Here is a 14233-nt window from a genome sequence, read left to right on the forward strand (position 1 = left end):
TATGTTAAATATATCTGACAAAAATCCAATAAATAATAAAGCTCTCGAAAAATATTCTACGGTAAAGAATTTGAGCAACCGGCCTCATTATAAAATTCTGAACAGAATAATTTTGGCGGTATCGATATTTGTGGTTGTTGTACTTTTCTTTCCCTGGACACAAAACATCTCGGGTTCTGGAGCAGTCACTACATTGAAACCCAACCAGAGACCACAATCTATTCAATCCGTCATTTCAGGGCGTATTGAAAAATGGTATGTACAGGAGGGAGATTATGTAAATAAAGGAGATACTATTCTTTTTATATCTGAAATCAAAGAAGACTATATGGATCCAAATTTGGTTAAAAATACCAAAAATCAGGTGAATGCAAAAAAACAGTCATTAGCTTCTTATGGTTCGAAAGTTACAACTCTTAATGTACAAATGCAGGCCATTGAAAAAGAAAAAGGCCTAAAACTCAAACAGTCCCAAAACAAGATAAAACAGGCGCGTTTGAAAATAAAAAGCGACAGTATGGATCTTGAAGCGGTAAAAACACAATTTAAGATTGCCAACACGCAGTATAACCGTTCGCTACAACTGAACAAAGAAGGTCTAAAAGCCTTGTCAGATGTAGAAGAAAAACGCTTGAAACTGCAAGAATCAGAGGCTAAAATCATCACTCAGGAGAATAAATTTTACACGAGCCAAAATGAATTAATCAATGCAGAAGTAGAAATCAACAGAATCATTGCTGAGTATTCTGAAAAATTATCCAAAGCACAAAGTGACCAATATACTGCAATGAGCAATCAATACGACACAGAAGCTCAGGTAAGTAAATTGGAGAATCAGTATGCTAATTACAGTATTCGAAACGGGATGTACTATATCAAAGCCGCACAAAGCGGATACATCAACAGAGCTTTGCAGTCGGGAATTGGTGAAACCATAAAAGAAGGAACTCCTATTGCCACAATTATGCCTTCCAAATATGATATAGCGGTAGAATCCTTTGTAGATCCAATAGATCTGCCCTTAATAAAGAAAGGAGAAAAAGTAAGAGTTTGGTTTGACGGATGGCCTACAATCGTATTTTCAGGATGGCCGGATATGTCGTATGGTACATTTGGCGGTGAAATAGTGGCGATTGAAAACTTTATCAGTGATAATGGCAAATTCAGAATCCTTATTGCACCAGACAAAAGTGAAACTCCGTGGCCAAAACAATTGAGTATTGGATCTGGTGCTCAAACTTTAGCATTGTTAAACACTGTGCCGGTTTGGTTTGAAATATGGAGAACACTAAATGGTTTTCCACCAAATTATTATCAAGGAAAAGAGAAACCTTCAAAAGGAAAAAAATAATGAAACACCTTCTTGTCATACTTTCATTACTGGGAATGACTATTTACGGTCAGACCAATAACGGGGAACAGCTCCCGCTACATCTCAAAGAAATGAGTTATAATGAATATTTGGGTTTTGTAAAAAAATATCATCCACTGGTAAAAAATGCCAATTTGGAAATCAGCAAAGCACAAGCCAATCTGATGATGGCGCGTGGCGGATTTGACCCAAAACTTGAACTGGATTATAACAAAAAACAGTTTCAGGGTACTGAATATTATTCGGTACTAAACAGCAGTTTCAAAATCCCGACCTGGTTTGGAATTGACATTAAAGCGGGGTTCGAAGAGAACGAGGGGTATTATCTTAATCCTCAAAGTAAGACGCCAGCTAATGGTTTAGCATCGCTGGGAATTAGCGTTCCTATTGGACAAGGATTACTAATTAATCAGAGGATGGCCGACCTGCAAAAAGCAAAAATCCAAGTCAAATTAAGTCAAGCCGAACAAAAACTTCAAGCCATTGCGGTTTTATACGATGCTTCAGTTGCTTACTTTAATTGGAAAAAAAACTACGAAGAAAATTTATTATATGAAAGCTACAGCGTTAACGCCCAAAAACGATATGAAGGAATTGAAGCTTTAATCAAGCAAGGTGACAAACCTGCTATAGATAGTGTCGAAGCAGGTATTGTGGTCAAAAACAGATTGCTTGCTCTTGAGGATTCAAAATTGAAATTATCAAAAGCTAAATTGGAGCTGTCAAACTTTCTTTGGATAGAAAACAATATACCGCTAGAACTTGCTGATGCTATTGTTCCGGAGAAAAGCCTTGTAGAAACCATACAGGAAACGCTGAATATTAATGATTTGAATCAGGAATTTTCACTGGCCAGTCATCCTAAAATTGAAGCTCTGCAAAGTAAAATTGATTTTTTGACTGTCGAAAAAAAGCTAAAAGCCAATATGCTTTTGCCCAAAATAGATTTAGGTTACTCTTATTTGGCCCAACCAAATCCAAACATTCCGAACAATTCAGATAATTATAAAGTGGGTGTTGATTTTTATTTCCCTTTGTTTCTAAGAAAAGAAAGAGGCAGTTTGAAATTAGCTCAATATAAAATTCAGGAGTCCGAATTTACAAGAGATTTAGAAAAAGTGCAGTTAACGAACAAGATCAATGCCCAAAAAATTGAAATTCAGTCTTTGGTTAAACAACAAAAACTGACCAATAAGCTGGTCATGGATTATGAAACAATGTTAAAATCTGAAGAGCGATTATTCAATTTAGGAGAGAGTTCGTTATTCCTTATCAACACTCGAGAAAACAGTTTGGTTAGTGCCCGTCTATCGCAGATTGCATTAGAAAACCGTTTTTACACTTCCAACTCTGAACTGTATAAAATCATGGCAAATCCCAATTGATAACAAATCCATTTTTAATACATTGCTTCATTTGTACGTTGTCACTTTGATGTGAAATTTACTTGTGCTTTAATTTAAAAAACTCAAATCACTTCCACTTGCTAATTCTTCAGGTAATTGGTTTTGTCTAAAAAGGCGTGCTTGCAAATTTCCTTTAAGGGTAATTTTTTCTCCTTTTACGTCTAACCAACTTCCTTCTCGTAATCCCAATACTGGCAAAGAATTAAAAGCGTGGAATTCTTTGATTCTCGTTTCTCTCGTTTCTCCCATATGCTTGGATTGGTCATCTGGATCCAAATAATGTGGATTCAAATTGAACGGAATTAATCCTAAAGTTTGAAAACTAGGCGGATAAATAATAGGCATATCGTTGGTCGTTTGCATCGTCAATCCGCAAATGTTGCTTCCTGCACTGGTGCCCAAATAAGGAGTTCCATTTTTTACAGTATCAGCAAGAATATTCATGAGATCGTTTTTATATAATTGAGTGACAAGCAGGAAAGTGTTGCCTCCACCAGTAAAAATACCTTCGGCTTTTTGTATGGCTTCTTTTGGGTTTTCAAATTCATGAATACCTTTTACTGCTATGTTTATTTTGGCGAAAGCCGCAGCAGCTTTAGAAGTGTATTCGTCATGTGATATACCGCCTGATCTTGCAAATGGAATAAATAGAATTGTCTTGCAATCCTTAAAATGCAATTGTAATTCGGGTAATAAATACTCAAGGTATTCTCCTTCGTGCAAGGTTGAAGTACTTGCTATAATACAGTTTTTCATTTTTATGCGCTGTGTGAAATTCTGTGTAAAGGTATAAAATGATTGTTTTTCAATGTATCGAAGAGCGGTTTTAATTAACAAACTTTTACCAAGTTATTAGTAATTAATTTGGATGGGATTGGGATACTTTTACATTTTGCAAATAAGTTGTGATGAAGATTTTTTAATCAATTCCAAAATTGCTCGTGAAGAATAATTTTACTTTTTTATTTATTTTCTTTTTTATAGTCCAGTTCGCGGTAGCACAAGTGGGTGTCGAGAAATGGATAAAGGGGCAAGTAAGCTCGGATGGAGTTCCGCTGGAAGGAATCAATATTACGAATGCCTCGACCAAAATAATGGTAGTCTCAGATCAATATGGTGCTTTTTCGATTCTAGCGAAAGTGGGTGATATTTTGAATTTTTCGGCGGTTAATTATGAGGAATTAAGGAAATACATAAAGATTCAAGAATTCAGAATGGGGAATATTGTTGTGGATTTAACCCCCAAAAGTATTGAACTGAAAGAAGTGATTATTAACGAACACTCCGAAATAAGTGCTGAGAATCTCGGAATAATCCCCCGCGATCAAGTCAAACTGACATCTCAAGAAAGGAAATTGCAAACAGCTGGTGATTTTAAGCCAATACACTTATTAGGATTGTTAGGTGGGATGTTGGCGGTTGACCCTATTTTGAATGCCATAAATGGTAGGACAGCAATGCTCAAAAAAGCTGTAACGGTTGAGAAAAAAGAGGTTTTGATGGCCAAAATGGAGGGTCTATTTGAAGACAAATATTACATAGAAACTCTAAAAATACCCGAAGAGTACATCAAGGGCTTCCAGTATTATTGTATAGAAGACCAAGATTTTGTTAGGTCACTAAAAGAAAAAAACAAGACGATGAGTATGTTTTTAATTGTTGGTTTGGCTTCCAGTTTTAATAAAAACAGACAAAGTGATGTCGAAAATAATTAAGCCTAAATTGTTGAATTTTATTTGTTATAAATGAAAAATAGTATAATTGTATTACTTGTTTTATTAGGCCAAAATCAGTTATTGACAGCGCAAACGAATGTTGAAAAAATCATAATTGGAACAGTTGTATCCGATACAAAAAAATTGGAAGGAATTAGCGTTATTAATTGTATGAACAAAATGATGGCGGTAACTGATAAAGATGGTTGTTTTTCGATTCAAGCAAAAGAAGGAGATATTTTGAACTTCTCAGGAATTGATTATAAGTATTTGAAAAAATACGTGTACAAACACGAATACAATTCAGGAATGATGGAAGTAGATATGATTTTTAACGCTGTTGAATTGGATGAGGTGATTATTAATAAAGATGCCAATATATCGGCTAAAAACTTAGGGATAATTCCTCGGGGACAAGTTAAATTTACGCCACAAGAGCGAAGATTATATTCTAATTCTGGTGGTATTCAAGGGTTATTTAGTTCTATTTCAGGGGATAAAGAGATTCTTAAAATGAATGTCGAAATAGAAAAGAAAGAATTATTATTAAAAAAATTAGAATATCTTTTTGGAAATAAATATTATACCAAAACCTTAAAAATTCCCGAAGAACTCATCAAAGGATTTCAGTATTATTGTGTTGAAGATAAGCGATTTGTTGAATCCTTAAGTCTTAAAGATAAAACGATGAGCATGTTTCTAATGGCAAATCTTTCTATTGTTTACAATCAAAAAAGGGTAAGTAAAGAATAATCACTATTAAATTGTTTTGTTTTTAATGGTGGAAATATTGTTCGGTATTGATTCAGGAATCTTTTTCAAAAAAAATGACAATCAAAATTTAAATACTTTTTCAGAAGAAATTATAAAAAATAACAGCAGTAGATATCATTAAGATTAAAATAAAGTTGTAATTTTAATAGGCGCAAAGGTATCGTTTTGATACTGAAACTGCTTTTTTAAGTTGTTAAACTTTAAGTAATTACAAATGAGAAATGTATTAGGAATCTTGGTTTTGTTTTTGAGTTGTCATCTTGCTTTTGGTCAAGTTTTGACCCGTAAAACTGTGCATGGAAAAGTGGTAAATGACTCTATTGCTATTGAAAATGGTTTGGTTTTTAATATAAATGCAAAAACAGGTTCAATAATTGATACAAAGGGATATTTCAGCATTTTGGCTAAAGTAAAAGACACCTTGGTTTTTACTAGTTTAGGTTTTAAAAGTAAAAAAGTAGTCCTTTCAGAAAAAGATATTTCTTCTTCTTTTTACAGAATAAAACTTAATGCCGTTGCCAATCAATTGCTGGCAGTAGTTGTTTATGCTAAAAATGGTCCGCATCCGGAATTTGGGAATACACAAAAAATTGTGGACACTCAGTATTATGATGACCAACAATCCAATCCGGATAATATTTTAATGATGCCAACAGGAACGGGAGATCCAAACAATATGGACGTCATTAGAGTCTATAATAAAATTTTCAAAAACTTATTTAAAAACAATCCGAATAAATCTGATTTGGTTTCGGATGTTGGTTTTACTACTGTTGCCATGCAAAGTGTCAGTTATTCTTTTTTTACGGATAAGTTAAAATTGAAAGACGATCAAGTAGGTTTATTTCTCTTGTTTTGCGAAAATGATCCAAAATCAAAAACTTTTGTCAATACAAATCAAGAATTTGAAATAATGGATTTTTTAATTGCAAAAAACAATGAGTTCAAAAATATTGCTACTTTTGAAAAATGAAAAAAGGTATAGTTGTCGCTCTTTTATTGTTTTTTGCATTTTCGATAAGCAGTTTTGGTGTCCATAAATTTTACATGGCCATTTACCAAATAAATTATGCACCCGAAAAAAAAATGCTCCAAGTTACTTCTCGCATATTTGTTGATGACCTCAATAAAACTCTGGAAAAAAAATACAACAGAAAGTTTTTTTTGGGAACTGATAAAGAGACTGTCGAGTCGTTAGATTTATTAAAAAAATACCTAGCCGAAAATTTTACCATTAAAGTCAATGGACAACCCAAAACAATGAATTTCTTGAGCAAGGAAATGGATGGTGATGTGTTGGTTTGCTATTTAAACGTTAAAGAAATTTCGAAAATAAATGCTCTCGAAATTTATAATTCCGTATTAATTGATTGTTTTGCCGAACAGCAAAATATAGTCCACGTGACAGCATTTAGTACTAAGAAAAGTTTTCTTTTTACTGAGAGTTCTACTAAACAAGTGTTAAAATATTGATGGGAAACAACAATTCTATTTAAAATTGTTATTTTCACCGCCTAAAAACAACTTAAACGCTAGTTTATGAGAAAATTTTCATTTTTATTTATTCTTCCAACAATTTTATTGGCACAAGAAAAAGCAGTTACACCAGCTGTGAAACAACCTGGTAAATATGACACCAATAAATTCAGTCAAATGTATGATTTATTGGCAACTCCAAATATGTTTCGTACTGCAGCAGGAGCTCCGGGACCAGCTTATTATCAACAACAGGCTGATTATAAAATTGATGTAGAGCTGGATGATAAAAATGCTAAATTAAGCGGTTCTGAAACCATTACTTACTATAACAATTCACCTGATAATTTAGAATATCTGTGGGTGCAAATGGATCAAAACCAAGCTGCCAAAAACTCTCAGTCTCCATTGGTTGAAAATGAAAAAATAGAGGCTGTTTTGCCTGTAAATAAATTTGCCAATGAATATTTGAAAGAGGGATTGGATCGCGGTTTTAACATTGAATATGTAAAAGATGCTAAAGGAAATCCATTATCCTATACCGTTAATCAAACGATGATGCGCATCAATTTGGTTACGCCAATGAAGCCAGGGACTAGCATGACTTTTTCTATAAAATGGTGGTACAATATCAATAATTATCAGCAAGATGGAGGTCGTTCAGGCTATGAATTATTCGAAAAAGAAGGCAACAGACTCTATGTTATTGCCCAATTTTATCCAAGAATGGCGGTTTACAATGATGTTGAAGGTTGGCAAAATATGCAATTTTGGGGAGGTGGAGAATTTGCTTTGCCCTTTGGGAATTTTGATGTAAACATTACGGTTCCTGCGGATCATGTTGTTGATGCTACTGGGGAGTTAATGAACAGAAGCGAAGTGTTTACGCCAGAACAAGTAAAAAGATATCAATTAGCTCAAAAATCATTTGATAAACCTGTGGTTATTGTGACTCAAGCTGAAGCTGAAGCTGCTGAAAAAGGATTCTCGGATCAAAAGAAAACATGGAAATTTAGCGCTAAAAACGTAAGGGATTTTGGAATCGCCACTTCAAGAAAATTTATTTATGATGCAATGGCGGTGCAATTGGGTGGAAAAGTTGTTATGGCAGAATCACTTTATCCTAAAGAAGCCAATCCGCTTTGGGGAGAAACATCAACAAAGATGGTTGCACATACTTTAAAAAGTTATTCTTCTCATACTTTTGATTATCCTTATCCAAAGGCGGTGTCAGTTTCGGCTGAAGATCAAGGAATGGAATATCCAATGATTTGTTGGAATTTTGGTCGTCCAGATGAGAATGGAGTGACTAGCGAACAAATTAAAAACGGAATGATCGGAGTGGTGATTCACGAGGTAGGTCATAATTTTTTTCCAATGATTGTGAATTCTGATGAGCGTCAATGGACATGGATGGACGAAGGATTAAACTCTTTTATGGAATATATGGCTGAACAGGAATTGGGGACTAATTTCCCTTCCAGACGTGGACCAGCTAAGAATATTGTTCCTTACATGAGTGGTGATCAAAAAATGTTGGAACCTATTATGTCGAACTCTGAAAACATCATTCAGTTTGGAAATAATGCTTACGGAAAACCAGCTACAGGGCTTAATATTCTTAGAGAAACAATTATGGGGCGTGAGTTGTTTGATTATGCGTTCAAAGTATATGCTAACAGATGGAAATTTAAACACCCAACACCAGAAGATTTTTTCAGAACAATGGAAGATGCTTCGGCAGTAGATTTGGATTGGTTCTTTAGAGGTTGGTTTTATTCTACAGACTTTGTAGATATTGGTGTTAGCGATGTAAAACAATATTATGTGACAGAAACTCCAACTGTAGCTTTGAAAGATGTAAAAGTTAGAAAAGGACGTAGTGGAGTGGAAAAAGGACCATTTGTGTATTTAATTGCTGGAGATAATCCAGAATTGAATCCAGCTTCAAAGAAGCCATTGCAAATAGAAGAAGTAAGTACTCTTTCAGAATATGTAAATCAAAAACTTACTGCTGAAGAAAAGGCAGCTTTGAAAAACCCAAAATACTTTTATGAAGTAGAGTTCAATAAGCCTGGTGGAATGCCAATGCCAATTATTGTTCAAATTACTTATGAAGATGGGACGATGGATAATTACAAATATCCAGCTCAAATTTGGAGAAAAAATAATGAAACAGCCAAAAAAGTGTACGCCACTAACAAAGCTATCAAACAAATTTTAATCGATCCAAAACTGGAAACTGCCGATATTGATGTAACTAACAATTCATGGCCAAAAGTGGAAACAAAATCAAAATTTGATTAATTGCAAAAGAGCTACTAAGGTGCTAAGGTACTGAGAGGCTAAGATTTTTCAAGGGTAATTAAATCCTTAGAGTCTTAGAAACTTAGCATCTTAGCACCTTTTTTATGAAATAATTAAAACACAAAGTTTTAAATTTTAATATCTTTGCTCATTAAATACAAAAATTATGTTTGGAATAGGAGGAGGCGAATTAGTTTTTATTATGTTTATCGTATTGATGCTTTTTGGATCCGATAAAGTGCCAGAAATCGCAAGGACTATGGGTAAAGCAATGGCACAGCTTAAAAACGCAACCAACGATATTAAAAGCGAAATCCAAAAAGGTGCCGAAGCTAATGGTTTTGATCAAAAGACCTTGGATAGTTTAACTGGTGGTATCAATTCTGAAATCAATAAAGTAAAGACAAATCTTTTGGGAGAAACATCCAATACATTAAACGGAATTACCGAAACATTCAGTACTGAAGTTAACAAGACAAAAGACAGTGTGCTAAGTGGTACCAAAAATCCTGATGGGACAACCGTTTTAGATGATCTGACAGGACCTATAAAGCGACAAATGTAATGCTAGAAAAAATACTTGCCCTAGATACCCAATTATTTATTTACCTCAACGGTTTAGGTTCCGAAACCTATGATGGACTTTGGCTTATCATTACCAAACAAGTTAATTGGATTCCCTTTTTTTTATTGTTATTCTATTTTATTTATAAAAAAATCGGAATAAAGCAAACAGGTTATTTGTTGCTTTTTATTGCTTTTTTGCTGTTGGCCACTGACCAAATAACCAATCTGTTTAAATATACTTTTCAAAGAGCAAGACCTTGTAATAATCCCGAAATTAATACTATTATCAGAGTAGTTCAAGTTCGAACTTCTTTTAGTTTTTTCTCTGGGCATGCTGCCAATACCATGGCTGTGGCTACTTTTTTGTACCTTATTTTCAAGAAAAATTTCAAGTTTTTTGGTTTCTTGTTTCTATGGCCGTTAATCTTTGCTTATAGTCGAATTTATTTGGGATTGCATTATCCATTTGACATTCTTGCCGGATATTTGTGCGGACTAATTACGGGATATCTGATGTATAAAGCATACCAGTGGGCACTAAAAACTGGAAAGATTTAAATTTCTGAAAGATATTGATAGCAGGATATAGAATACAGTTAGCATAAAACAGACAGAGGTTTAGTAAAAAAATCCCATTCGCTCACGAACGAATGGGATTTTTTATGAATCTGCAATCTAAAATTTAAAGCACCCGACTCACCGTCAATCCATCGCGTATAGGCAATAAAACAGTTTCTACCCTTGGATCATCCTTAAGCAATTGATTGTATTCCACAAGTATTTTGGTACTGATATCATTGGGATGTATCGGTTCAAGAACTTTACCGCTCCATAACACATTATCGGATAAAATGATGCCGCCTTTATTCATTTTTGGCAAAATCATTTCAAAATAATTCAAGTAATTTTCTTTGTCGGCATCAATGAAAACCAAGTCAAATTTCAAATCCAGATTTGGTATGATATCTACAGCTTCACCTAAATGTTGTACAATTTGCTTGCCCCAAGGCGACTTGTCAAAATGCTTCCGCTGAAAATCAACCAATTCTTCCTTGATATCAATGGTGTGCAATTGTCCGTTTTCCTGCATGCCTTCGCACAAACACAAAGCCGAGTAGCCCGTGTAAGTTCCAATTTCGAGAATGTTTACAGGACGAATTAATTTAGAAAGCATACTTAAAACCCGTCCCTGAAAATGACCACTGAGCATTCTGGGCAATAATATTTTTTGGTAGGTTTCCTTGTTAAGTGCTGCCAGTAATTCAGGTTCTTTTTCAGAATGTTGCTCTATATAATCTTCTAAATCTTGGGAAATGAAATGCATTTTGCGCGTTGTTGAAATTTGTTGTAAAGTTATTCATTTAACATTTATAAAAAAGGAGTTGATTTGATTTTGTAAACGGTTTAATGATTTGGCTTTAAATTAAAAGCAATGAGAAAGCTTTTTTTTTGCCTATTATAAAAACGAAAAAATTTAACTGCGCATCTGTTTTTAGTAAGTAGAAGTAAAAAAGAAATTAATTTTATAATTTATGCAAGTTAAAATGAATCACGAATTCATCTTTTACTTTTATGATACCTCCCATTTTTGTTGGTGGTTCTAGACCAATATCTGAAAATTTTATAGCTACAATTCCTTCAAGAGATTCTTTGGTGTTTTTTAAAACTAAGTTTTGGTATGAAAGAGTTTTGTCTGTTATGTGAAAATTCAAACTGCATTTATAATTGGTTCCGGAAGGTTTTATATTGGTAATGGTAACGGTACTTTTTGGGAACTTGGTTGCCTTAACAGTGGTTTTAAGGTCTTTGTTCATAATTCTGTTCCCACATTCAAAATTGTTCATAGAGATTTCTGATTTCAAACTGTTTTTAACGTTTGAGTTTAGATAAATAGTATCCCTATATGCGAGTGAGTTGGCGCAATTGTATTTACCCACAGTGGAATTTCCTAAAATTTCGATTTCCAGTTTGTCGATAACTATGATGTTTGGTTCAGCATTAAGTAAGGAAATGGGTTTAGCTTTTCCCAGTAAAAAGAAAAGAACTAAACCCATAATTGTAAATAATATTCTTTGTTTCATATTAGAAAGTTATAGCCGCTTCAAACATAATTCCGTTAAAACTACCTCCGTAAAGATCGTTTAAACTGTTTCCGCTGTATTGGGAATAGTCTGAATAGTTTTGATTTGTGTAGGCTAATTTAGCAATAATATTTTTAGTCATGAACCATCCAGCAGAAGCTTCGAATCTATCTACATTAACTTTGTCAGAAGCGTTAGATAATTTTCCTGAAACGATATTGTATCTTCCGCCAACATAGAATTGTTCTGTATTTCCAAATCGGTAAACTAAATCGGCTGCGTATTGATCTACTTTTCGAGTGTCATCACTTCCTTTTCTGTCTCCACCACTTGTGAATTCTAAAGTTCCAAAGAACTCCAATCCTTTGTATTTGATAAATGGATTAATCATGAATGCGGTGTACCAGTTTGAATATCCAGGGCTGAATCTTCCGGTGGTGGCATTAGAAGCTGGGTCAAAGTTATTTGCTACAGGAGTTGTATTATACGAATAAGCTTGGTGTGACATCACCCCAAAATAGCGGCTACCGGCTCTGTCTGACCCCCATGGGTTTGAACTCATGTTGGCATTATGATTGTAGGATCCTGTGATTCTTACTCTTAAATCGTCGTCCAATTGTTTGTCATATCCCAATTTAGCTAAAACAGTTGGACTTACCGTAGTGTTTGGATCTGGAGCAGTTGGAGTTGCAGAACCTGGAATAAACTCGGCAACACCTTGGTTTAATTTGCCATTTGTAACTCCCAACATACTTACCAAACCGTCCCTGATGTAGTATACTTCCATTCCCATATCCGTTTGAAAGGAATCCATGATATTGGCTTCAATAAAAGGATTCAAGAGAGCATTACCATTGTCAGTTCTTCTAAAGTGGGAATCACCGTAGTTATTCTCCATTTGACCGATTTTTATGCAGGTGTATTTCATTAAATCTTCCAATAACCCTTTCTTGATGAAATCCAATTTGTCAATTTGTAAATAGCCACCTTTTACCCAAGTTTCGTTATGGTGTCTGGATGCAAGGTAGACATCTAAATTTACACGTACTCCATCAGCTAATTGAGCTCCAAAAGTCAAATTGGCTGCAGGTAAATTGAAGTTATTTTCTAAACCGTTTAATCTGTAACCCGTAGTTCCGGCATTTCCAGAAATCAAAGCCCCATTGGGAGCTGGATATGTGCCTTCTTGTTGGTCGTTAAAGGATTTTAGTCCTTGAAATTGCATAGCAAAAGCACCACCTAGATCTACACTCATACCGTCATAAGGAACGTCATCTTTCTTGACATCAAATACGTTCAATCCCTCTTTGCTCCGAGGAATCATGTTTTGCATTTTTCTAAAAGAAACCTGCGCATTAACGGCGGTCAGGGAAAATATACCGGCTGCAAAAAAGATAATTTTTCTCATAGTCTTTTATTTAAAGTTAATGTTGAATTTTATTGTCAAATCTTCTCCAGTTTTTATTGTGCCAAGCATAGCAGTTGGGGATTTCATACCAAACTCTTTGAAAGTTATTTTGTTTGATCCTTGTAAATTAACAATTCCATTGGTAACTGATGTTTTAACTTGGGTTTTATGTTCTTTACTCACACCGGCTATAGTGTAAGTCCCTGTTAAGTTCCAAGTTGTTTCATTTACTTTTTCAGCAGATTTTAAAACATATTTGATGTTTTTGTTTTTGTCTGATTTTAAAGTTTCATAGGCAATTTTATCCATTTTGGTTTTCTCGCTTTTTATCGTCTCTACGGGTAGGGTTATGTCAATGCTGGTGATGGCTGTTAGTTTTGAGTTAGCGACGGTTAAATTTGCGGTTCCAGTTTTTGAAGCTGATTTCATTTCCCAATCATGCAATGTTGAGGTTCCAAATACCGAAAAATTTGTTTTAGCATCCAACGTATAATTCTTTTGGGCATTTGCGGACATTACAATCATAAATAATGTCAAGGTTGTAGAAATTTTTTTAAGAATTGTTTTCATGACTTTTGTGAAAATTAGTTAGTAATCGTGTTTGAAAAATATTTTTAGTTTTTAATTAATTCGTCTTGAAAGCATTAGATTAACTGAGATTATTAGATAAAATGTGTGAGATAAAATTAATTTCAAATACAATGTTATTATTATTCTTGTTAATATAAAATGTAAAAGCTGTAATTTTATAAATGTTGATTCTTCAAACGATAATTATGTCTTTTTTTTGAAAATAATAATTTTTGCTCTATTTAAAGAAAAATGAAAATGTAAGTGTTTTTTTTTGTTAAAATATAATTATGTTGTTTTTGGGACTATTTAACATAATTTTTTTATTTCTGCCTTTTATCAAAACCTACCAAAACTCTTTTTTGGTAAGAGTATTATTTTAACTAAATTAATCCAGAAAGTATGTTTTTAGTTTTGGATTATGACAAATTTAATAAAACAAAAGTTATAAAAAACATATGGCATTAAATTAGTTGCTTGATTTTTATTGTTTTAACGATTTTGTTTTTTTGTGCTCTATTAGAAATTGAGATTAAGTTCTGGCCAAGTAACGGAAA

At 33.8% G+C, this 14233-nt stretch carries 14 protein-coding genes; 9 read left to right on the top strand and 5 right to left on the bottom strand.

All coding sequences use genetic code 11. From position 1 onward, the window contains the following. Window position 1: 1 nt before the first annotated feature. Together HQN62_RS05375 and HQN62_RS05380 are read left to right on the top strand one after the other, a co-directional pair. Entirely contained in the window at window positions 2–1351 is a 1350-nt protein-coding gene (locus HQN62_RS05375; protein ID WP_173503595.1) for an HlyD family secretion protein, read from the top strand. After that, window positions 1351–2757, top strand: coding sequence for a TolC family protein (locus HQN62_RS05380; RefSeq protein WP_173503596.1), 1407 nt, complete (start codon window positions 1351–1353; stop codon window positions 2755–2757). Before HQN62_RS05375 ends, HQN62_RS05380 begins: the two co-directional genes overlap by 1 nt. 69 nt (window positions 2758–2826) lie before the next feature. Here HQN62_RS05380 and pepE read toward each other — a convergent pair whose 3' ends face one another. Further along, on the bottom strand, window positions 2827–3534 hold the full coding sequence (pepE, locus tag HQN62_RS05385) for a dipeptidase PepE (protein ID WP_173503597.1): 708 nt from the start codon (window positions 3532–3534) through the stop codon (window positions 2827–2829). Window positions 3535–3719: 185 nt separating this feature from the next. On the opposite strand from pepE, the gene HQN62_RS05390 reads away from it, so the two are divergent. The 7 genes from HQN62_RS05390 to HQN62_RS05420 all read left to right on the top strand — a co-directional run bounded on the left by HQN62_RS05390 (window position 3720) and on the right by HQN62_RS05420 (window position 10175). Further along, window positions 3720–4493 carry a carboxypeptidase-like regulatory domain-containing protein gene (locus HQN62_RS05390; RefSeq protein WP_254454486.1) on the top strand — a complete coding sequence of 258 codons (774 nt, stop codon included), beginning with the start codon at window positions 3720–3722 and terminating at the stop codon, window positions 4491–4493. A 30-nt stretch (window positions 4494–4523) separates the two neighbouring features. Further along, window positions 4524–5246, top strand: coding sequence for a hypothetical protein (locus HQN62_RS05395; RefSeq protein ID WP_173503599.1), 723 nt, complete (start codon window positions 4524–4526; stop codon window positions 5244–5246). A 235-nt stretch (window positions 5247–5481) separates the two neighbouring features. After that, entirely contained in the window at window positions 5482–6240 is a 759-nt protein-coding gene (bamP, locus tag HQN62_RS05400) for a BamP family beta-barrel-assembly machinery protein (RefSeq protein ID WP_116796088.1), read from the top strand. After that, a complete protein-coding gene (locus HQN62_RS05405; RefSeq protein WP_116796087.1) occupies window positions 6237–6740 on the top strand; it encodes a DUF6702 family protein in 504 nt (167 codons plus the stop codon). The genes bamP and HQN62_RS05405 overlap by 4 nt, the downstream gene beginning before the upstream one ends. A 66-nt stretch (window positions 6741–6806) precedes the next feature. Further along, window positions 6807–9050 (top strand): M1 family metallopeptidase, encoded by a 2244-nt coding sequence (locus HQN62_RS05410; RefSeq protein ID WP_173503600.1) that lies wholly within the window; start codon window positions 6807–6809, stop codon window positions 9048–9050. A gap of 166 nt (window positions 9051–9216) precedes the next feature. After that, window positions 9217–9615 carry a Sec-independent protein translocase subunit TatA/TatB gene (locus tag HQN62_RS05415; protein ID WP_116796085.1) on the top strand — a complete coding sequence of 133 codons (399 nt, stop codon included), beginning with the start codon at window positions 9217–9219 and terminating at the stop codon, window positions 9613–9615. After that, window positions 9615–10175, top strand: coding sequence for a phosphatase PAP2 family protein (locus tag HQN62_RS05420; protein WP_173503601.1), 561 nt, complete (start codon window positions 9615–9617; stop codon window positions 10173–10175). Before HQN62_RS05415 ends, HQN62_RS05420 begins: the two co-directional genes overlap by 1 nt. Before the next feature lie 124 nt (window positions 10176–10299). On the opposite strand, the gene HQN62_RS05425 is transcribed toward HQN62_RS05420, so the two are convergent. The 4 genes from HQN62_RS05425 to HQN62_RS05440 all read right to left on the bottom strand — a co-directional run bounded on the left by HQN62_RS05425 (window position 10300) and on the right by HQN62_RS05440 (window position 13676). After that, complete coding sequence (locus HQN62_RS05425; protein WP_116796083.1) at window positions 10300–10941, bottom strand: O-methyltransferase; 642 nt, start codon at window positions 10939–10941, stop codon at window positions 10300–10302. Between the two features lie 199 nt (window positions 10942–11140). After that, window positions 11141–11698 (bottom strand): YceI family protein, encoded by a 558-nt coding sequence (locus HQN62_RS05430; RefSeq protein ID WP_173503602.1) that lies wholly within the window; start codon window positions 11696–11698, stop codon window positions 11141–11143. A 1-nt stretch (window position 11699) separates the two neighbouring features. After that, window positions 11700–13106, bottom strand: a complete 1407-nt coding sequence (locus HQN62_RS05435; RefSeq protein WP_173503603.1) for a hypothetical protein — start codon at window positions 13104–13106, stop codon at window positions 11700–11702. A 6-nt stretch (window positions 13107–13112) separates the two neighbouring features. Then, on the bottom strand, window positions 13113–13676 hold the full coding sequence (locus HQN62_RS05440; RefSeq protein WP_116796080.1) for a YceI family protein: 564 nt from the start codon (window positions 13674–13676) through the stop codon (window positions 13113–13115). Between the last annotated feature and the right edge of the window lie 557 nt (window positions 13677–14233).

The sequence above is a fragment of the Flavobacterium sp. M31R6 genome (assembly GCF_013284035.1).
Lineage (GTDB): Bacteria > Bacteroidota > Bacteroidia > Flavobacteriales > Flavobacteriaceae > Flavobacterium.

Coding starts and splice junctions, on each gene's coding strand:
- HQN62_RS05375 (WP_173503595.1), top strand. CDS start 2: ATGTTAAATATATCTGACAAAAATCCAATAAATAATAAAGCTCTCGAA.
- HQN62_RS05380 (WP_173503596.1), top strand. CDS start 1,351: ATGAAACACCTTCTTGTCATACTTTCATTACTGGGAATGACTATTTAC.
- pepE (WP_173503597.1), bottom strand. CDS start 3,534: ATGAAAAACTGTATTATAGCAAGTACTTCAACCTTGCACGAAGGAGAA.
- HQN62_RS05395 (WP_173503599.1), top strand. CDS start 4,524: ATGAAAAATAGTATAATTGTATTACTTGTTTTATTAGGCCAAAATCAG.
- bamP (WP_116796088.1), top strand. CDS start 5,482: ATGAGAAATGTATTAGGAATCTTGGTTTTGTTTTTGAGTTGTCATCTT.
- HQN62_RS05405 (WP_116796087.1), top strand. CDS start 6,237: ATGAAAAAAGGTATAGTTGTCGCTCTTTTATTGTTTTTTGCATTTTCG.
- HQN62_RS05410 (WP_173503600.1), top strand. CDS start 6,807: ATGAGAAAATTTTCATTTTTATTTATTCTTCCAACAATTTTATTGGCA.
- HQN62_RS05415 (WP_116796085.1), top strand. CDS start 9,217: ATGTTTGGAATAGGAGGAGGCGAATTAGTTTTTATTATGTTTATCGTA.
- HQN62_RS05420 (WP_173503601.1), top strand. CDS start 9,615: ATGCTAGAAAAAATACTTGCCCTAGATACCCAATTATTTATTTACCTC.
- HQN62_RS05425 (WP_116796083.1), bottom strand. CDS start 10,941: ATGCATTTCATTTCCCAAGATTTAGAAGATTATATAGAGCAACATTCT.
- HQN62_RS05430 (WP_173503602.1), bottom strand. CDS start 11,698: ATGAAACAAAGAATATTATTTACAATTATGGGTTTAGTTCTTTTCTTT.
- HQN62_RS05435 (WP_173503603.1), bottom strand. CDS start 13,106: ATGAGAAAAATTATCTTTTTTGCAGCCGGTATATTTTCCCTGACCGCC.
- HQN62_RS05440 (WP_116796080.1), bottom strand. CDS start 13,676: ATGAAAACAATTCTTAAAAAAATTTCTACAACCTTGACATTATTTATG.